At 59.4% G+C, this 19,501-nt stretch carries 20 protein-coding genes; 16 read left to right on the top strand and 4 right to left on the bottom strand.

Annotated features, from left to right (window positions below):
* The first annotated feature begins 85 nt into the window (after positions 1–85).
* Together OKC27_RS16840 and OKC27_RS16835 are read left to right on the top strand one after the other, a co-directional pair.
* Positions 86–355: an FAD assembly factor SdhE gene (locus OKC27_RS16840; RefSeq protein ID WP_033136300.1), complete on the top strand. Its 270-nt coding sequence runs from the start codon at positions 86–88 to the stop codon at positions 353–355.
* 19 nt (positions 356–374) lie between these two features.
* Positions 375–767, top strand: a complete 393-nt coding sequence (locus tag OKC27_RS16835) for a protein YgfX (RefSeq protein WP_182939789.1) — start codon at positions 375–377, stop codon at positions 765–767.
* Between the two features lie 169 nt (positions 768–936).
* Here OKC27_RS16835 and nadB read toward each other — a convergent pair whose 3' ends face one another.
* A complete protein-coding gene (gene nadB, locus OKC27_RS16830) occupies positions 937–2,544 on the bottom strand; it encodes an L-aspartate oxidase (RefSeq protein WP_042062095.1) in 1,608 nt (535 codons plus the stop codon).
* A gap of 182 nt (positions 2,545–2,726) precedes the next feature.
* On the opposite strand from nadB, the gene rpoE reads away from it, so the two are divergent.
* The 11 genes from rpoE (at position 2,727) to cysQ (ending at position 12,458) form a co-directional block, all read left to right on the top strand.
* Complete coding sequence (rpoE, locus tag OKC27_RS16825) at positions 2,727–3,308, top strand: RNA polymerase sigma factor RpoE (protein ID WP_042062096.1); 582 nt, start codon at positions 2,727–2,729, stop codon at positions 3,306–3,308.
* Between the two features lie 22 nt (positions 3,309–3,330).
* Entirely contained in the window at positions 3,331–3,933 is a 603-nt protein-coding gene (locus OKC27_RS16820) for an RseA family anti-sigma factor (protein WP_182938143.1), read from the top strand.
* A gap of 21 nt (positions 3,934–3,954) precedes the next feature.
* Positions 3,955–4,935: a MucB/RseB C-terminal domain-containing protein gene (locus OKC27_RS16815; RefSeq protein ID WP_042657248.1), complete on the top strand. Its 981-nt coding sequence runs from the start codon at positions 3,955–3,957 to the stop codon at positions 4,933–4,935.
* A 100-nt stretch (positions 4,936–5,035) separates the two neighbouring features.
* Positions 5,036–5,497, top strand: a complete 462-nt coding sequence (locus tag OKC27_RS16810) for a SoxR reducing system RseC family protein (RefSeq protein WP_058053241.1) — start codon at positions 5,036–5,038, stop codon at positions 5,495–5,497.
* 116 nt (positions 5,498–5,613) lie between these two features.
* Positions 5,614–7,407, top strand: a complete 1,794-nt coding sequence (gene lepA / locus OKC27_RS16805; protein WP_182938142.1) for a translation elongation factor 4 — start codon at positions 5,614–5,616, stop codon at positions 7,405–7,407.
* 3 nt (positions 7,408–7,410) lie between these two features.
* Entirely contained in the window at positions 7,411–8,334 is a 924-nt protein-coding gene (lepB, locus tag OKC27_RS16800) for a signal peptidase I (protein WP_182938141.1), read from the top strand.
* Positions 8,335–9,006 (top strand): ribonuclease III, encoded by a 672-nt coding sequence (gene rnc, locus OKC27_RS16795; protein ID WP_058058543.1) that lies wholly within the window; start codon positions 8,335–8,337, stop codon positions 9,004–9,006. It abuts the gene before it with no gap.
* Positions 9,003–9,902, top strand: coding sequence for a GTPase Era (gene era, locus OKC27_RS16790; protein WP_005335393.1), 900 nt, complete (start codon positions 9,003–9,005; stop codon positions 9,900–9,902). The genes rnc and era overlap by 4 nt, the downstream gene beginning before the upstream one ends.
* Positions 9,903–10,610, top strand: a complete 708-nt coding sequence (gene recO, locus OKC27_RS16785; RefSeq protein WP_182938140.1) for a DNA repair protein RecO — start codon at positions 9,903–9,905, stop codon at positions 10,608–10,610.
* A gap of 140 nt (positions 10,611–10,750) precedes the next feature.
* On the top strand, positions 10,751–11,488 hold the full coding sequence (gene pdxJ, locus OKC27_RS16780; RefSeq protein WP_005335389.1) for a pyridoxine 5'-phosphate synthase: 738 nt from the start codon (positions 10,751–10,753) through the stop codon (positions 11,486–11,488).
* A gap of 202 nt (positions 11,489–11,690) precedes the next feature.
* The gene (gene cysQ, locus OKC27_RS16775; RefSeq protein WP_420000829.1) at positions 11,691–12,458 is read left to right on the top strand and encodes a 3'(2'),5'-bisphosphate nucleotidase CysQ; all 768 of its coding nucleotides are present in this window, start codon (positions 11,691–11,693) and stop codon (positions 12,456–12,458) included.
* Positions 12,459–12,538: 80 nt separating this feature from the next.
* Here cysQ and OKC27_RS16770 read toward each other — a convergent pair whose 3' ends face one another.
* The 3 genes from OKC27_RS16770 to OKC27_RS16760 all read right to left on the bottom strand — a co-directional run bounded on the left by OKC27_RS16770 (position 12,539) and on the right by OKC27_RS16760 (position 15,037).
* Positions 12,539–12,835, bottom strand: coding sequence for a YciI family protein (locus OKC27_RS16770; protein ID WP_005335344.1), 297 nt, complete (start codon positions 12,833–12,835; stop codon positions 12,539–12,541).
* Positions 12,836–12,859: 24 nt separating this feature from the next.
* Positions 12,860–13,423 carry a septation protein A gene (locus tag OKC27_RS16765; RefSeq protein ID WP_182938139.1) on the bottom strand — a complete coding sequence of 188 codons (564 nt, stop codon included), beginning with the start codon at positions 13,421–13,423 and terminating at the stop codon, positions 12,860–12,862.
* Positions 13,424–13,513: 90 nt separating this feature from the next.
* Complete coding sequence (locus OKC27_RS16760; RefSeq protein ID WP_182938138.1) at positions 13,514–15,037, bottom strand: aminotransferase class V-fold PLP-dependent enzyme; 1,524 nt, start codon at positions 15,035–15,037, stop codon at positions 13,514–13,516.
* Positions 15,038–15,211: 174 nt separating this feature from the next.
* Between OKC27_RS16760 and trhA the strand changes: the two genes are divergently transcribed.
* The 3 genes from trhA to OKC27_RS16745 all read left to right on the top strand — a co-directional run.
* The gene (gene trhA / locus OKC27_RS16755; protein ID WP_182938137.1) at positions 15,212–15,847 is read left to right on the top strand and encodes a PAQR family membrane homeostasis protein TrhA; all 636 of its coding nucleotides are present in this window, start codon (positions 15,212–15,214) and stop codon (positions 15,845–15,847) included.
* 127 nt (positions 15,848–15,974) lie between these two features.
* Positions 15,975–17,636: a putative transporter gene (locus tag OKC27_RS16750; protein WP_021229463.1), complete on the top strand. Its 1,662-nt coding sequence runs from the start codon at positions 15,975–15,977 to the stop codon at positions 17,634–17,636.
* Positions 17,637–17,867: 231 nt separating this feature from the next.
* A partial coding sequence (locus OKC27_RS16745) for a retention module-containing protein (RefSeq protein ID WP_270806516.1) occupies positions 17,868–19,501 on the top strand: 1,634 nt, incomplete at its 3' end.

The following is a 19,501-nucleotide window of genomic DNA, read 5'->3' as shown; positions in this document are numbered from 1 at the left end:
GAGCTGCATGGTAAAGACGTAACTAATGTTTGTCAGCCGGAAAATCCAGCTGGTACCATCCCCCGGTCTTTGTAAGGAGAGTGCCATGTTGAGCCCAGTTGAAAAATCCCGCCTGAAGTGGGCCTGCCGTCGCGGTATGCTCGAGCTGGATGTGATCTTTATGCCCTTTTTCGAACACGAGTTCGACTCCCTGAGCGACGCCGATCAGCAGACCTTCATCCGCCTGCTGGCGAGCGACGATCCGGATCTGTTCAAATGGTGCATGGGTCATGGTGTCCCTGCCGATCCCGCATTTGCCGCCATGATCCCGATGATCCTGGAGCGCAATCAGGCGCGCCACGACCGCCAGGGGTAATACCGTGGAGCGGGTGATCATGACGGTTCGCCTCTCCCGCCATCAGCAATGTTTGCTGGTGGCCCTCTTTCTGTTGCTGCTCTGGCCGGTGGCGGGCCTGATTGCCGGTTGGCAGTGGGCGCTGTTGCTGCCTGTCTGGTTGGTGTCGCTCTGGCTGAGCTGGCGCGCGCTCGCCGAGCCCCCGTTCGAGCTTATCTGGGATGGCCAGTGGCTGCAGTGGCAAGGTCGCCGCTATCAGCTCGGCAAGAAAAGCCGCATTCTGCCCGGCGTGCTCAGACTGGCGCTTTGCCCCGAGCCGCAAGAGAGTGAACCAGTGTCGCCACGGCAACTGTGGCTCTTCTCCGACGCCCTTCCCCCCGAACACTACCGCCTGCTGGCGCGAGCCATCCACTTTCTGCCGTCCCGGCGCTGACACCCGTTTCCCGTGATGATCATGCGCTGATTTATCGTGGTGAGCGGCGGCCATATGGCTGGTGGCACTATTTTTGTTGCTGAAAAAAGTGGCTGTAAAAAATCGGCTGAAAAAAGTGACCCCGCCGGGGCGGGGTCACTGATTGCTGTAATGCTTGGCGGGAAGGGGATTAATCCCGCTCCGGGGTCAGCACGGTCGGTTTGGAGTCCGGCAGCATATCCGGATGATCCAGGTTGTAGTGCAGGCCGCGAGACTCCTTGCGCTGCAGGGCGCAGTTGACGATAAGCTCGGCCACCTGCAGCAGGTTGCGCAGCTCCAGCAGGTTGTTGGAGACGCGGAAGTTGGCGTAGTACTCCTGCACCTCCTGTTTGAGCAGGTCGATGCGGCGCTTGGCGCGGGCCAGGCGTTTGTTGGTACGCACGATTCCCACGTAGTCCCACATCATCAACCGCAGTTCGTGCCAGTTATGCTGGATCACCACCAGTTCGTCGGAATCTTCCACCTTGCTCTCGTCCCACACCGGCAGGTGCGGCGGCTCCACGCTCATCGGCAGCTTGGCCAGAATGTCGGCCCCCGCCTGATGGGCATAGACCACGCATTCCAGCAGGGAGTTGGAGGCCATGCGGTTGGCGCCGTGCAGACCGGTATAGGTCACTTCGCCGATTGCGTAGAGGCCGGGGATGTCGGTCTGGCCGTTGTTGTCGATCATCACGCCGCCGCAGGTGTAGTGAGCGGCAGGGACGATGGGCATCGGCTCCTTGGTGATGTCGATACCGACCGCGAGGCAACGCTCGTAGATGGTCGGGAAGTGCTTGATGATGAAATCGGCCGGTTTGTGGCTGATGTCCAGATACATGCAATCCGCCCCGAGCCGCTTCATCTCGTGGTCGATGGCGCGGGCGACGATATCGCGCGGTGCCAGCTCGGCCCGCTCGTCAAACTCCGGCATAAAGCGGCTGCCGTCCGGGCGGCGCAGATAGGCCCCCTCGCCACGCAGCGCTTCGGTCAGCAGGAAGTTGGGATCATCGGGGTGGAACAGGCTGGTGGGGTGGAACTGGTTGAACTCCAGGTTCGCCACCCGGCAACCGGCCCGCCACGCCATGGCGATGCCATCGCCAGAGCTCACATCCGGGTTGGAGGTGTACTGGTAGACTTTGGAAGCGCCACCGGTGGCCAGTGCCACGAAACGGGCGCGGATCACCTCGACCTGCTCGGCGTTGCGGTTCCAGACGTAGGCACCCAGCACCTTGTTGCCCGGCAGATTGAGCTTGCGGGTGGTGATGAGGTCGACCGCGTTGAAGCGCTCCATCAGCTGGATATTGGGGTGGGCACGGACCTGATCGATCAGGGTGAGCTGCACCGCCTTGCCGGTGGCATCCGCCGCGTGGAAGATGCGGCGATGGCTGTGGCCCCCTTCGCGGGTCAGGTGATAGTGGGATTCACCGTCGGCGTTCTCCTCCTGATCGAAGGGGACGCCTTGCTGAATGAGCCACTGGATGGATTCGCGGGCGTGGCGAGCGGTGAACTCTACCACTGCCGGGTCACACAACCCGGCGCCAGCGTTGAGCGTGTCGCTCACGTGGGATTCGATGCTGTCGGTTTCGTCGAAAACGGCAGCGATGCCTCCTTGCGCATAGAAAGTGGCCCCTTCACTGATGGGCCCCTTGCTCAGAACCAGGACTTTGGCGTGGTCTGCCAATCGCAACGCGAGGGACAGACCAGCGGCACCGCTGCCAATGATCAGTACATCGCAAAGGTATTCAACACTTGCTTTCATAAGTATCATTAGCCTGGATTAAGAACTGGCACCATGGTAGCCCAAGCGAGGGCGAGGATGCAGCCTGCATCACATTTTTTTCAATTGAAGCGAACTTTCTCTGATTCTCCCTGTCTGAACTTGTGCGCTTAGGAAGGGCCGGAAAAGAAGAACGATAACCTGATGGGGGTTTTACGGCTCTGATGAGCGACCAGAATCTACTGGACGAACAGCTGGTTGAACGGGTCCAGCGCGGCGATAAAGCAGCTTTCAACCTGTTGGTAAAAAAATACCAGCAAAAGGTGGTCAACCTGGTTGCCAGGTATGTCAACAATCCCGGTGATGTGCCCGATGTGGCGCAAGAGGCCTTCATAAAAGCCTACCGTGCATTGCCGACATTCCGTGGCGAAAGTGCTTTTTATACCTGGTTGTACCGAATTGCCGTGAACACGGCGAAGAATTATCTGACCTCCCAGGGGCGCAGGCCGCCCAGCAGTGATGTGGAGGCTGACGAAGCGGAGTCTTATGGTGGTGGCGAAGCCTTGCAAGAGGTCTCAACCCCCGAAAACCTGGCGCTGACTGACGAGATCAAGCGCACGGTGTTTTCAGCCATAGAGGCATTGCCGGAAGACCTGAGGACAGCTATCACCCTTCGCGAACTGGAAGGGCTGAGCTACGAAGAGATTGCCGAAATCATGGATTGCCCAGTGGGTACGGTCAGATCCCGTATCTTCCGGGCGAGGGAAGCAATCGATAAAAAGCTGCAACCTCTGATCGAGAATTAACTGGGGAAAGACGGGTTAACTTATGGCAAATAAAGAGCAAATCTCTGCCCTGATGGATGGTGACCTGATTGACGCAGAGGTACTGAACGAGCTGGAGATGGACTCCGACTTGCAAGCTACCTGGGGTCGTTACCACCTGATCGGCGATGCCATGCGGGGTGACCTGCCGGTCAATCTGCAACTGGATCTCAGTGACAGCATCATGGCTGCGCTGGAGGATGAGCCCACCATACTGGCACCCAAGCCGGTTGAGACGGCTCCTGTGCAGCAACCTGCCATTGCACCGGTCAAGACAGATTCCAATGTGGTTCCGTTGTTCCGCCGGGTCGGTCAGCAACTCGGTCAATATGCCATTGCGGCATCCGTGGCTGCTGCCGTTATCTTCGGCGTGCAGCAGTATCAGGGACAGGATGGCGTTCCGGCCAATCCGGTGCTCAATACCATCCCTATCGGTGGCAGTGCGGCGCCGGTGAGTGTTCACTATCCGCAACAGGATGGCGCCCGTGCCCGTCAGCAAGGGCTGACCGAACAGCAGATGCAGGAGCAGCGGGAGCGGATCAACGCCTTCCTGCGTGACCACCAGTTGCAGCAGCGCCTGTTGCAAGACAGGCAGATCCAACAATAACGAATTGTCAGGGATACAAACGTGCGCCAGTCCAGCCGTATTTTGCTGGCCTCTCTCCTGCTGATCAGTGCCAAGGCCTCGGCCGACGATAAGTCGGCCGAGGCCTTGTTGCAGCAGATGCAGAGTGCCGTGCAGCAACAGAATTTCGAGTTGTCCATGGTCAAGGCCCGTCAGGGGCGTCTTGAACCGATCCGGATCAGCCATGCCGTGATCAACGGCAAGGAAGTGGCCCACCTCAGTTATCTCGATGGCAAGGCGATCGAGTATCTCCAGCGCCAGAACGAATACACCTTCTTTGAAAACAGCCACGATCCCTACACCCTGAAGGATGCCCGCTTCCCCGGCATCTGGTCGACCCTGGTGAAGATGCCGCTGGCCCAGGTGCTGGAGAGCTATGATCCGGTGCTGGCCGGTCGCAGCCGGGTCGCCGGTGTGGTGGCGCAGGTGGTAAGGCTGGTGCCTAAAGAGGCCGACAAATATGGTTTCGTGCTCTGGATTGACGAGCAGAGCCACTTACTGCTGCGGATCGACATGGTCGAGCGGGAAGGCAATCTGGTGGAGCAGGTACTCGGTGTCGAGCTGGATCTGCAGAGCAAACCGGCCCCCTGGCTGGTGAAGCTGGCCAACAGCAAGCAGCCTCCGGCGCTGGCGCTGGAGGATGCCTATCCGGCGCCGCAGCAGGCGCTGAACTGGCAGATCACCTGGCTGCCCGATGGCTTCAAGGTGCTGTCGCAAGACCGGCACCAGCTGGTGACCACCAGTATGCCGGTGGATTACATGATGCTCTCTGACGGGCTGGTGGATCTCTCTGTCTATGTCTCCCGGGTGGATCCCAAGCAGGCGGTGCGCCAGCAGCTGATCCGCCAGGGCGCGACCTCGCTGGTGAGCTATGTCAACGAAGTGGGGGTCGAGATCACAGTGGTCGGGGAAGTGCCTGCCGAGACCGCCAAGCGCATCGCCGAGTCGGTCCAGCCGCTGGCCCGCAACGAGGCCGTGCAGTGAGTCCATGCTCTGGGCTGACTGTGGTGCCCAGCTTGCCGCAGACTGCAAGTCGTGTTCAGATCCTGCCATTGCATGAGCACGAGGTGTTGCCGTGAACGAGATGAGTGAAGAGCTGGCGACCGTGGTGGCCATTGAGGGTGACCATGCCTGGGTGGAGTGCGAGCGGCGCTCCGCCTGCAGTGGCTGCCAGCAGCAATCCAGTTGCGGTACCGGCACCGTGGCCAAGGCATTTCCCCTGAAAGCTCCCCGCTTGCGGGTCAGGCTGACCGTCGAGGTGCGGATTGGCCAGCAAGTGAGGCTCGGCATCCCGCAGGCGAGTCTGCTGCGCGGGGCGGCGCTGGTCTATGTGCTGCCGCTGTTCTGCTTGCTGGTGGGGGCCCTGTTGGGGCAGCTCTGGCTGGCGCCGCTGCTCTCGGGCGGGGAGGGGATCACCATTCTCTGCTGCCTGCTGGGGGGCGTGCTGGGCTTTTTACTGGTTCGTTACTTTTCCAACCGCCTGGATCAGGGGCGCTACGGCCCGCAGATGCTTGGCGTGGTGGTTCCTGTCCGCATCCTCCCCTGACCGAACAGGCGCTATTTCACTGGCGCTGGCGACTAAAGAATGGCCGTCAGCCGGGTTATCCAGTAAAATCGCGCCTCCATAACTGACCTTAACCAATTTTGAGTGACTCTTGCTCGATGAAACACATTCGTAACTTTTCGATTATTGCGCACATCGACCACGGTAAATCGACCCTGTCGGACCGTCTGATCCAGACTTGCGGTGGCTTGTCCGACCGCGAGATGCAGGCTCAGGTGCTTGACTCCATGGATCTGGAGCGCGAGCGCGGCATTACCATCAAAGCACAGAGTGTGACCCTGAACTACCAGGCACAAGACGGTAACACCTACCAGCTGAACTTTATCGACACCCCGGGCCATGTGGATTTCTCCTACGAGGTCTCCCGCTCTTTGGCGGCCTGTGAAGGGGCGCTGCTGGTGGTGGATGCCGGCCAGGGGGTTGAGGCACAGACTCTGGCCAACTGCTACACCGCCATGGAAATGGAGCTGGAAGTGGTGCCGGTGCTGAACAAGATTGATTTGCCTGCGGCAGAACCGGAGCGGGTTGCCGAGGAGATCGAAGATATCGTCGGCATCGATGCGATGGACGCGGTACGCTGCTCCGCCAAGACCGGCCTCGGTGTCGATCTGGTGCTGGAAGAGATCGTTGCCCGCATCCCGGCACCGGAAGGTGATCCGGATGCCCCGCTGCAGGCGTTGATCATCGACTCCTGGTTTGACTCCTATCTGGGCGTCGTCTCGCTGGTGCGGGTCAAGAACGGTTCGCTGAAGAAGAACGACAAGATCAAGGTGATGAGTACCGGCCAGGTATGGGGTGTCGATCGTATCGGTATCTTCACGCCCAAGCAGGTGGATACCCAGGGTCTGGGTTGCGGCGAGGTAGGTTGGGTTGTCTGCGGTATCAAGGACATCCACGGCGCGCCGGTGGGCGATACCCTGACCCAGGCCAAGAACGGTGCCGACAAGGCGCTGGCCGGTTTCAAGAAGGTGAAGCCGCAGGTTTATGCCGGTCTGTTCCCCATTTCCAGCGATGACTACGAGTCGTTCCGTGACGCCCTCGACAAGCTGTCGCTCAACGATGCCTCCCTATTCTTCGAACCGGAGAGCTCCACTGCGCTGGGCTTCGGCTTCCGTTGCGGCTTCCTTGGCATGCTGCACATGGAGATCATTCAGGAGCGTCTGGAGCGGGAATACGATCTGGATCTGATCACCACGGCGCCGACCGTGGTCTATGAAATCGAGCTGAACAACGGCGAGACCATCCACATCGATAGCCCGTCGGCGATGCCTGCGGTCAACAATATCAAAGAGATGCGTGAGCCGATCGCCGAGTGCCATATCCTGTTGCCGCAGGAGTATATGGGCAACGTGATCACCCTCTGTATCGAGAAGCGTGGCGTGCAGACCAACATGGTCTATCACGGCAAGCAGGTGGCACTGACCTATGAAATCCCGATGGCAGAAGTGGTACTCGACTTCTTCGACCGCCTGAAATCCACCAGTCGCGGTTACGCCTCGCTGGATTACGGCTTCAAGCGCTTCGAAACCTCTGACATGGTCCGTCTGGACATCATGATCAACGGTGAGCGGGTCGATGCGCTGGCCATCATCACCCACAAGGAGAACGCCCAGTATCGCGGTCGCCAGGTGGTTGAGAAGATGCGCGAGCTGATCCCGCGCCAGATGTTCGACATCGCTATTCAGGCCTCCATCGGCAACCAGATCATCGCCCGCAGTACCGTCAAGGCGCTGCGTAAAGACGTGACCGCCAAGTGCTACGGTGGTGACGTGAGTCGTAAGAAGAAACTGCTGAACAAGCAGAAAGAAGGTAAGAAGCGGATGAAGTCCCTCGGCCGTGTCGACGTGCCGCAGGAAGCCTTCCTCGCGATTCTCCACGTCGGAAAGGATTAATAGATGGCAAGCACGTTTTCCCTGATCCTGGTGGTGGTCTGCGCGATCACCGGTGTTATCTGGTGTCTGGACAAGATGATTTGGTCCAAGCAGCGCGCCGCCAAGATTGCCGTGGCTCGTGCCCATGGCGGTGCCCACCTGGATGAGAAGACCCTAGCCAAGGTGGCCCCTGTGCCGGTCTGGATTGAGCAGACCGCCGGGGTCTTCCCGGTCATCACCTTTGTGCTGATCCTGCGTTCGTTCATTTTTGAACCGTTCCAGATCCCGTCAGGTTCCATGATGCCCACCCTGCTGGTGGGCGACTTCATCCTGGTGGAAAAATTTGCCTATGGTCTGCGGGACCCGGTGACCAACACCAAGTTCCTCGAGACTGGCGAGCCCAAGCGCGGCGACGTGGTGGTGTTCAAGTACCCCCTTGAACCGCGCGTTGACTACATCAAGCGGGTGGTCGGCATGCCGGGTGATCGGGTTATCTATCGCAACAAGGAGCTGATGATCCGGCCCAAGTGCGAGGAGCAGGAAGGGAAAACGTGCCCGGGCTTCAAGAAGCTCGACGTCAAGTTTGAACAAAGAGGCGAATTTACCCAGATGGGGATCCCCCTTGACCGCTATACCGAGCAGTTGGGTGATGTCTCCCACGAGACCCTGCGCAATCCGCTGATGCCCGACATGGTTGGCCGTTACTATCGCCAGCCCGGCACCTACCCCGACGAATGGGTCGTACCGGAAGGCCAGTATTTCGTGATGGGCGACAACCGCGACAACAGCACCGACAGCCGCTTCTGGGGCTTTGTGCCCGAGCAGAATCTGGTCGGCAAGGCGGTCGCTATCTGGATAAGTTTTGAATTCGAGCGCGAAGAAGGCTCCCTGCTGCCAAGTTGGATACCGACAGGTGTGCGCTTCAACCGCATTGGCGGAATCAAGTAAATGAATATCAAGATGAACAGACTGCAGTCCCGTCTCGGGCATGTTTTTGCGGATCTGGAACTGCTGACCCGTGCGCTGACTCACCGCAGCGCCGGCTCCCGTCACAATGAACGACTGGAATTTCTGGGTGACTCGATTTTGAGTCTGGTGATTGCCGACGATCTCTTCCACCGCTTCCCGCAAGCGGCGGAAGGGGATCTCAGCCGGATGCGCGCCACCCTGGTGCGCGAGAAGACCCTGGCCGAACTGGGCCGGGAGTTTGACCTCGGGGATCACCTGATCCTCGGTCCCGGCGAACTCAAGAGCGGCGGTTTTCGCCGTGAATCCATTCTGGCCGACACGGTCGAGGCGGTGATCGGTGCCGTCTATCTGGATACCAATCTTGAGACGGTGCGGACACTGCTGCTGAGCTGGTACGCCAGCCGCCTGGAAGAGATCAAGCCGGGCATCGAGCAGAAAGATCCCAAGACCCGTCTGCAAGAAATTTTGCAGGGAAGCCGCAAATCCCTGCCAACCTACACTGTGACCAACGTCAAGGGTGAGGCCCACAACCAGGAGTTCACCGTCCAGTGTGACGTGGAAGGTCTGGATGGTCCGATCAAAGGGGTCGGCACCAGCCGTCGCAAGGCCGAACAGGCCGCTGCGCAGCAAGCATTGGAAAAACTGTCATGACAGATACTACCTACTGCGGCTTTGTTGCCATCGTGGGCCGACCGAATGTGGGCAAGTCCACCCTGCTCAACAAGCTGCTTGGCCAGAAGGTCAGCATCACCTCGAAGAAGCCCCAGACCACCCGTCACCGGATTTTGGGGATCGACACCGAGGATAACTACCAGACCATCTATGTCGACACCCCGGGTCTGCACATTGAAGAGAAACGGGCCATCAACCGCCTGATGAACCGTGCCGCCACCAGTTCGCTGGGTGATGTGGCCATGGTGGTGTTCATGGTCGACGGTACCCACTGGACCAAAGACGACGAGATGGTGCTGGGCAAGCTGCGCAATCTCAAGTGCCCGGTGGTGCTGGCGGTCAACAAGATCGACAACGTCAAAGAGAAAGAAGATCTGCTGCCCCACCTCGAGTGGCTGGGCCAACAGATGAACTTCGCCCATATTCTGCCCATCAGTGCCGAAAAGGGCACCAACGTGGAGAAGATCCGCGAGTGGGCCAAGGATCTGCTGCCGGAAAACGTCCATTTCTTCCCGGAAGATTACGTGACTGACCGCTCCTCCCGCTTTATGGCCTCCGAAATCATCCGCGAGAAGCTGATGCGCTTCACCGGTGAGGAGCTGCCCTACTCGGTGACGGTGGAGATCGAGCGCTTCAAGGTGGAAGAGAACGGCCTCTACCACATCCACGGCCTGATCCTGGTCGAGCGCGATGGCCAGAAGAAGATGGTCATCGGCAACAAGGGCGAGAAGATCAAGACCATCGGCACCGAAGCGCGCCTCGATATGGAACGTCTGTTCCAGAACAAGGTGCACCTCGAGCTGTGGGTCAAGGTCAAGTCGGGCTGGGCTGATGATGAGCGCGCCCTGCGCAGCCTCGGGTATGGTGACGACTGATTGCTGACCCCGGCTTTCGTCATCCACAGTCGGCCCTATCGGGAGACCAGCCAGCTGGTCGAGGTCTTCACCCAGGATAGTGGCCGATTTACTCTGGTGGCTCGCGGTTCTCGCGGGCCACGTTCCCCTCTCAAGGGGCTGTTGCAACCCTTTACCCTGCTCACCATCGCCTGGCGCGGCAAGGGCGATCTCAAGAACCTCACCCAGGTCGAATGCCCGGATCACTCCCTGCGACTCGGCGGCGATCGCCTCTTCTACGGCCTCTATCTCAACGAGCTGGTTTACTACCTGCTGGAAGCGCACACACCGTTCCCCGAGGTGTTCGATGCCTATGCCCGTGCCATCATGGCGCTGGCCGATGGCGAGATGCCGGAGCTGCCGCTGCGCCGCTTCGAGTTCCTGCTGTTGCAGGCGCTCGGCTATGCGGTGGATTTCGAATACACGGCGGACGACGAGTCGCCCATCGAGCCGACCCTGCTCTATGGCTTCGAGCGTGAATTGGGCTTTGTTGCTTGCGAGCGGGCGCCGGATCCCCGTACCCTGTTTCTCGGTGCCCACCTGCTCGCCTTTGCCGAGGGACGTTTCGATACCCCTCCCTTGCTGCAGGCGGCCAAACGTTTCAGCCGACTGGCACTGCAACCCTATCTGGGCAAGCGCCAGTTAAAGAGTCGGGAGCTGTTTTTAAAACGCCGCAATAGCTTGGGTTAACCGTCCTGCTGCGTTACCCGGCACGGTAAGAATGTTACCTACGTCCGATTACGCTGCGCTAATCGAACCTACTAGCTGATATATGGATATCCGCGCGGTAGCCGCGCAGTCAACAGATGAAGCTTTTCAAGGAGTTCTCAATGAGTGAAATCTATCTGGGTGTGAACATCGACCATATTGCCACCCTGCGTAACGCCCGTGGCACCCAGTATCCGGATCCGGTGCAGGCCGCTTTTGTTGCTGAACAAGCAGGGGCCGATGGTATCACCGTGCATCTGCGTGAAGATCGCCGCCACATCACCGACCGCGACGTGGAGATCCTGCGCCAGACTATCCAGACCAGAATGAACCTGGAGATGGCGGTGACCGAAGAGATGATCGGCATCGCCTGCCGCATCAAGCCCCACTTCGTCTGTCTGGTGCCTGAGAAGCGCACCGAAGTGACCACCGAGGGCGGTCTGGACGTGGCCGGTCAGCTGGACAAGGTGACTGACGCCGTTGCCCGTCTCTCCGCGGTGGGGGCCCAGGTATCCCTCTTTATCGACGCCGATCCCATCCAGATCGATGCGGCTGCCGAGAGTGGTGCCCCCTTTATCGAGATCCACACTGGCCGTTATGCCGATGCCACCACAGATGCCGAGCGCAACGCCGAGTTCAAGCGCATCGCCGCCGGTGCCTCCTATGCCGCTGGCAAGGGCTTGAAGGTCAATGCCGGCCACGGCCTGCACTACCACAACGTCAAGGCTATCGCTGCTATCCCCGAGCTCTATGAGCTCAACATCGGCCACGCCATCATCGGCCGTGCCGCCTTCGATGGTCTGGCCAAAGCCGTGAGCGATATGCGCCTGCTGATGCAGGAAGCCCGTCAGGGGATCTGAGTTGCAAAATAGGCCCGCGGCCTGAGACCGGTCGCTAGAAATAACAAGGGACGCCACGGCGTCCTTTGTTATTTCAGGTGTTGTTCAAGTGAGGGCAATGGGCTGGCGGCCACCGAGCTGTAATAACCCAGCACAATCGGCTATAAGCAGTTGATGTCAAAAGGGTTACACTGGTTGACCCTGTGAGTTGGACGAGATTGTTATGGATCATCCCCTGTACCACCCCGATATCACCGAACTTGAACCTGTCGCCCGCGCGGCGGGAGCGGCCATCATGGCCATCTATAGCCAGCCCTTCGCGGTGGAGTACAAGAGCGACGAGAGCCCGCTCACGGCGGCCGACAAGGGGGCTCATGAGGTGATTGTGCAGGCGCTGGCGCGATTGACCCCAGACATCCCCGTATTGTCAGAGGAGTCGGGCCCCGAGGTGATGGCGGCGCGCCACGGCTGGTCCCGCTACTGGCTGGTGGATCCCCTCGACGGCACCAAGGAGTTTGTCTCCCGCAACGGCGAGTTCACCGTCAATATCGCGCTGATTGAAGGGGGGGCGCCGCGCTGGGGGCTGGTCTATGCCCCTGTGCTGGACAAGCTCTGGTATGGCGGAAAGGGTCTCGGTGCCTGGCGCATCGCCGATGGCAAGCGCGAGCCTATCCAGACCCGGCCTCATCGTGAAGGCGAGGCGTGGCGAGTGGTGGGCAGTCGCAACCACCTGTCGCAGGAGACCCTCGATTTCTTGGCTCCTTTTGGCGAGATCGAGCTGGTCTCCATGGGCAGCTCCCTCAAGTTCTGCATCATTGCCGAGGGGGGCGCCGAGCTCTATCCACGTCTCGCCCCCACCTGCGAGTGGGACACCGGTGCGGCGCAGGCTGTGCTGGAGGGGGCGGGTGGCAGCGTCACCCAACTCGATGGCTCATCCCTTGCCTACAACAAGCCCGAGATCCTCAATCCCTGGTTTGTCGCCAAGGCATAAACGAGATATCGGGATGCAAAAAGGCCTGACTGGAATGAACTTCCAGTCTGGCCTTTTTTATTTCGCTATTCGCTTTGTGGTCAGAAGACCTTTTTGAACGGCTTGATGGTGACCTTGGCGTAAACACCGGCGGTCACATAAGGGTCGGCATCAGCCCAGGCTTTGGCGTCCGCCTGCGAGGCAAACTCGGCGATGACGGTGCTGCCGGTAAAACCGGCATCGGCCGGATCCTCTGCATCGATGGCAGGATTAGGACCCGCGGTCAGCAGGCGACCTTCATCCTGCAGGGCTTGCAGGCGAGCCAGATGGGCAGGGCGAACCTGCTTGCGCAGTGGCAGGCTATCGGGAACATCTTCTGAGTAGATGAGATACCACATGAGACAATCCTTTTCTGATGAGGGTTATTTTTTTGGTTCGTCTTTTTGCTGGGACAACTGCTCGGCAGGGATGTGGCGATAGAGATAGACGCCGCTCAGCAGGGTAAAGACCAGCGTCATCCCCAGCAGGCCGAACACCTTGAAGTTGACCCACATCTCTTGCGGCAGGTTGAACGCCACGTAGAGATTGAGCAGGCCGCAGACGGCAAAGAAACCGGCCCAGCCGAGGTTGACCCGATCCCAGATGGCGTCGGGTGCCTGCAGCTCTTTGGCCAGCATCTGCTTTATCAGATTCTTGCCAAAGCCATACCGGCTGATGAGCAGACCCAGCGCAAACAGGGCGTTGATGACGGTCACTTTCCACTTGATGAAGGTGTCATCGTGGAAGAATACGGTGAGACCGCCAAAGAAGCCGACCAGCAGGAAGGTGAATAGCTGCATCTTCTCGACCTTGCGATAGCGGATCCAGCTGTAGGCGAGCTGCAGACCGGTGACCACCACCAGGGCGCCGGTCGCCATGTAGATGTCGTAGAACTTGTAGACCGCAAAAAAAACGATAAGTGGAATAAATTCAATAAATTGCTTCATTTCTGACGCCTAGTCCTCAAAGATGGCCTGCAAATTTTGCCCAGTCTACCTGCACGGTGGACAACGGCAAATGAATAAGACCGCTCATTTTTACGCCGGTTCCGCGCTGCCGCCAAACAGTTGGCGAGCAATGGAGATCCCCAGTCGCTGCTGATCGGCCAGCAGGTCGCGGATATGGCGCTCTTCAATCAGGGGGTTGAGCAGCACGGCGCGCAGCAGGGTGAGGGGTTGGGCACCGTAGCGCACCACGGCGCGCTGGGTACGGGAGACAAAGCTGTGCCCCTCGGCGCGCTGGGCTTTTTGCAGCGCTACGTTGAAGTCGTTGATCTGCTCGTTGGCCGCTTCATCCAGCACCTTGCCCTGCAGATGGGGCGGGATGCAGCGATAGGAGAGCAGGTTCATCACCGGAGCAGACATCAGCTCGAAGGCCGGATTACTGGTGATGAGCTCGGCCATCAGTCGGGCCCGGTCGTAGTTGGCCTCGATGAGGTCGGCATAGCCTTGCTGGCCGAACAGCTGGAAGGCGGCATCCAGATAGAGGGCATTGGCCGGGCGGGTGCCCTCAAGCGTAAAGCGGCCCTGATCAAACGAGGTGGCACGAATGGCGTAGGGCGCCTCCCGTTTGACCGCCATCATCAGGTCGGGCTGGCGGCAGAGCAGCATGCCGGTACCGAGCGGCACCAGCAGCTGTTTGTGGCCATCCAGAGTGACGGTATCGGCGTGCTCGATCCCGGCCAGCAGGTTTTGATAGCGGGGGGAGAAGAGGGTAGGGCCACCCCAGGCGGCATCCACGTGGAAGTGGATCTGCTCGCGCTCGGCGATGGCAGCCAGCTCCGGCAGCGGATCGATGGAGCCAAAGTCGGTGCTGCCCGCCACGCCGACCAGCGCCAGCACCTTCAATTTCTGCTCTTTGCACTGGAGCAGCGCCTGTTCCAGCGCAGCCAGACTGAGCCGGTTCTGCTCGTCGGTCTCGAGGCGCCAGACGCTGCGAGCGCCCAGCCCCAGCAAATCCATCCCCTTGTCGAAGGAGTAGTGCATCAGCCGTGAACCTAGAATGACGGCGCCGCGATAGCCCTGCTCGTAGAGGGCGAACAGGTTGTCGCCGCAGGCGCGGTTGCGGGCCAGCCAGAGGGCGGTGACGTTGGCGATGGTGCCGCCGCTGGTCATGACGCCGAGGGCGGCATCCTTGGCATGCATCTGTTCGCCGTAGAAAGCATCGTCCATGCCGTAGATGAGGCGGTGCAGCTTGGCCAGCACCTCCCGCTCCAGAAAGCTGAGCAGACGGGAGGACTCCATCTTCATCGGATTCTGGTTGAGCATCACCACCAGACGGGAGAGCTCGGCAGTGAAGGCCGGCAATGGTGCCGTCATATGACCCATGTAGCGTGGCGAGGTGAGGTGAGAGGCGCCGGGTACCAGAGTAGCCAGCCGGGCGAGATAGGCCTCGGTCGAGCAGCCGCTGGCGGGCATGCTGGACTGGTCGAGCTGATGGGTGAACAGGTCGCGCTGGTAGGGGGCCTGACTGTCGTCGGAGTGGTGGAAGGTCTCCAGCAAGGTGCTCATCGCCTCGCCAAAGGCGGGATCCGCTTGTGCAAACAGCTCAGTCAACTTCATCAGGTTCTCCAGACCAGGTCACCGGGGTAGGTGTCTATGCCGCTTCTGTCGGGCATCGGCGGCAGAGCATACACCAAAGGGGGGCGGGTGACAGCCACCCCATTTTTTAAGCGAACACTTGTACTCTGAAATGGTGCTGGGTAGAGTGTCGCCAATGATGACGGAGTGAATGTTATGAGTGGTGTGATGGATTACTCCCCCCGGGAAGAGCTGGCCAACCGGCTGAGCCACGGAGCGGGATTGTTGCTGGGTATTGCCGGGTTGGTGCTGCTGCTCATCAAGGGGTGGGGGCAGGGCACGCAAGCGCTGGTGAGCTACAGCCTCTATGGTGGCAGTCTGGTGCTGCTCTATCTCGCCTCGACCCTCTACCACAGCATGGCGGAGGGCAAGGCGCGACGCTGGTGCAAGGTGTTTGATCACTGCGCCATCTATCTGTTGATCGCCGGTACCTATACCCCCTTCCTGCTGGTGGCGCTCGATACGCCGCTGGCGCGCGGGCTGATGGTGGTGATCTGGGGACTGGCGCTGGCCGGGGTGGTGTTCAAGCTGATATTCATCAACCGCTTCAAGAAGTTGTCGCTGTTCACCTATCTGATGCTGGGCTGGCTGTCGCTGGTGGTCATCTACCAGCTCTATATCCATCTGGTCGGTGAGGGGCTGCTGCTGCTCGGGCTTGGCGGCCTTATCTACAGCCTCGGGGTCATCTTCTATGTGGCCAAGCAGATCCCCTATAACCACGCCATCTGGCATCTCTTTGTGCTGGGTGGCAGCGTTTGTCACTTTATGGCCATTTACGGCTACGTCGCCTAACGTCTTGCAACTAGCCCTTAATTGGTATTTTTGGCGCGTAAAAGGATAAATTCGTGCGGTATCACACAGTTGGCATCAGCGTTTGCTGACAAGCTAGGGCCAGTTCAATTCGCAAAGGATGCACGAAATGAGTGAAATCGCGCTTTCCATCAGCATGTTGTCGCTGGTGGCAGTGCTAGGACTCTGGCTGGGAAACTGGCGAGTCTATGGCGTTGGCTTGGGAATAGGGGGGGTGCTGTTCGGCGGCATCATAGTGGGTCACTTTGCAGGCGCCTCCGATCTCGCGCTGGATGCACAAACGCTTCACTTTATTCAAGAATTTGGCCTGATCCTGTTTGTCTATACCATCGGCATCCAGGTCGGGCCGGGTTTCTTCTCGTCATTGCGCAGTTCGGGTCTCAAACTCAACGCGTTTGCCGCTTTGCTGGTCATCCTTGGCTGCGTGGTGGCCGCTGGCTTGCATCAATTTTTCGATGTGCCGTTGCCGGTCATTCTGGGGGTCTTCTCCGGTGCCGTCACCAATACGCCATCCCTCGGTGCGGGCCAGCAGATCCTGGCCGAGCTGGGCGCCGCGCCCGGTTCTACCGGCCTGATGGGGATGGGATATGCGGTTGCCTATCCGTTTGGCATCTGTGGCATTTTGCTCACCATGTGGCTGGTCAGGGTCTTCTTTCGCATCAAGATCGACGATGAAGCCGCCCAGTTCGAGCTGCAAACCGGTAAAACCAAGGAGAGCTTGCAGACCATCAACATCGCGGTACGCAACCCCAACATGCACGGCCTGATGCTGAGCGAGATCCCGAGTCTCGACGAGTCTGATGTCATCTGTTCACGGCTCAAACGGGGCGACGAGCTGATGGTGCCACGGCCGGAATCCCGTATCGAACTGGGTGACTTGTTACATCTGGTGGGTGAGCGCCACGCGCTGCACAAGGTGTTGCTGGTATTGGGGGAGGAGGTGGAGACCTCGCTCTCGACCCGCGGCACCGATCTGCGCGTCGAGCGGGTAGTGGTGACCAACGAGCAGGTTCTTGGCAAGAAGATCCGCGATCTGGACATCAAACAGCGCTATGACGTGGTTATCTCCCGTCTCAACCGTGCCGGTATCGAACTGGTGCCGACCAGTCAGACCAGCCTGCAGTTTGGCGATATTCTCAACCTGGTGGGGCGCCTCGATGCCATCGAGGCCGTGACCAATGTGGTCGGCAACGTGCAGCAAAAACTGCAGCAGGTGCAGATGTTGCCGGTATTTATCGGGATTGGCCTTGGCGTATTGCTCGGCTCCATCCCCTTCTATCTGCCCGGTTTCCCGGCCGCTCTCAAATTGGGTCTGGCGGGTGGGCCGCTGGTGGTGGCGCTGATCCTGTCGCGGATCGGCAGCATCGGCAAGCTCTACTGGTTCATGCCCCCCAGTGCCAACCTGGCGCTGCGGGAGATCGGGATCGTGCTGTTTCTGGCGGTGGTCGGCTTCAAGTCCGGTGCCGGCTTCGTCGATACCCTGATCAATGGTGATGGCCCGGCCTGGATGCTCTACGGCATGGCGATCACCCTGATCCCGCTGCTGGTGGTCGGTGTGTTGGCGCGCCTCTACGGCAAGATGAATTATCTGACCCTGTGCGGCTTGCTGGCCGGCTCCATGACAGACCCTCCCGCGCTGGCCTTTGCCAACGCAATGCACCCGACCAGTGGCGCCAGTGCGCTCTCATACGCCACTGTCTACCCGCTGGTGATGTTCCTGCGGATCATCTCGCCACAGCTGCTGGCTATCATCCTCTGGGCGGGTGTATAGGGTTAATCCTGACGGGAGCATGCTTTGTCATGCTCCCGTCATTACTCTGTAATTTATTGATAATTTTAGTTTTTGCCATTCTCGCAACCTCGTTTTATACACTTCTGTCTGGCTGAACAGTTCAGCCTCAAATCGGTCTATCCTTTCGAATTTTCGAGCTGGTTATTTTTCCCCTCAGTCTGCAAAGTAGGCTGTGGCTTATTGCATTCAAATCAGGATTCAGGAGAGAACATGATCACCAATGCCGTTACCTTGGAACAGGGCGTAACCGTAACCCAACTTAAAGGACAAATTTATCTGGTGGCCGCAGATGGCAGCCGGAAGCTGTTAGCTGAAGGTGATGTGCTGCCGAAAGGGGCGGTGATCATGTCGCCGGATGGCGCCAGTTTCATGGGCGGCGGACAGTCGTTCACTGTGCAACCGGCCAGCGAGCAGAGTGAGCCTGCCGAAGAGGGGGATGCTCCCCAGCTGGCGCAAAATGGTGCCGCTGGCACTCCTGATGATATCAATGCCCTGCAACAGGCCATTTTGGGTGGCGCTGACCCGACCCAGGCCTTTGAAGCCTCTGCCGCAGGCGGTGCACCGGCCGCCGGTGGTGGCGGTATTGGAGGCGTCGCTGGTGCCAGTGGCAACGGCGGTTTTGTCACCATCGACCGTACCGGTTCCGCAACCATTGCTGAAGCTACCTTCGATACCACCTACAACACCAATGGTGAACTACCGCTTGGTGCTGCTGGCGAGGATGAAGTATTTGACCTGACTCCGCCCACCATTTCTGTGGTAGCGCCAGACAATACCAATGACACCACTCCGACCCTGACCGGAACCACGGATGCTCCCGTTGGCAACATCGTCACCCTGCTGGTTACCGATGCAAACGGTAATCAACAAACCCTGACCGCTACCGTCACACCCGCTGGCACCTTCACCGTAGATGTGGTTACCCCACTGGCCGAGGGTTCTTATACCGTGACCGCCACAGTGACAGATCCTGCGGGTAATTCCGGAAGTGCGACTGATTCAGGGAGTGTGGATGTAACAGCTCCAGTGATCACTGTCGATGCGCCTGACAATACAAATGACACCACACCGACTATCACAGGTACTACCAATGCGGTTCCAGGCAGCACTGTCACTCTGGTCGTGACCGACGCCAATGGCACTCAGCAAACCCTGACTGTCACCGTGCAGTCGGGTGGTGGTTACAGCGTGGATGTGACCACCCCGCTGGCGGAAGGCTCTTATACCGTCACCGCCACTGTGACCGATCCGGCCGGCAACACAGGTAATGCTATTGACCAAGGTAGTGTTGACCCTACGACCATCAAAGAGGTGGCGGTGAACAACGAGGGCGCGAAAGCCGAAGAGGGCCAAGACCTGACCTTCAAGGTGACCCTGAGCGCGGCGAGCGAGCAGGCGACCAGTCACAGCTTCAGCCTGGCGGGCGTGAGTGCGGGTGAGGGTGACTTCGACCGCAGCAAGGTCACCTTCAGCAACGGCGTGACCCTGAGTGCGGATGGCAAGAGTGTGCTGGTGCCGGCCGGTGTCAGCAGCTTCACCGTGACCGTGCCGACCATCAACGACAGCGTGGATGAAGCGGACGAGACCCTGAAGCTGGCCGTCGGCGGCAAAGACGCCATCGGTACCATCGTCGACAACGACGCGCTGCCGACCATCAAAGAGGTGGCGGTGAACAACGAGGGCGCGAAAGCCGAAGAGGGCCAAGACCTGACCTTCAAGGTGACCCTGAGCGCGGCGAGCGAGCAGGCGACCAGTCACAGCTTCAGCCTGGCGGGCGTGAGTGCGGGTGAGGGTGACTTCGACCGCAGCAAGGTCACCTTCAGCAACGGCGTGACCCTGAGTGC

Origin of the sequence: Aeromonas sp. QDB62, from assembly GCF_027705695.1 — a bacterium.
Classification (GTDB): Bacteria; Pseudomonadota; Gammaproteobacteria; order Enterobacterales; family Aeromonadaceae; genus Aeromonas; species Aeromonas allosaccharophila.
The sequence above is the reverse complement of the archived record's forward strand: the minus strand, read 5'-3'. Positions and strand labels throughout refer to the sequence as shown.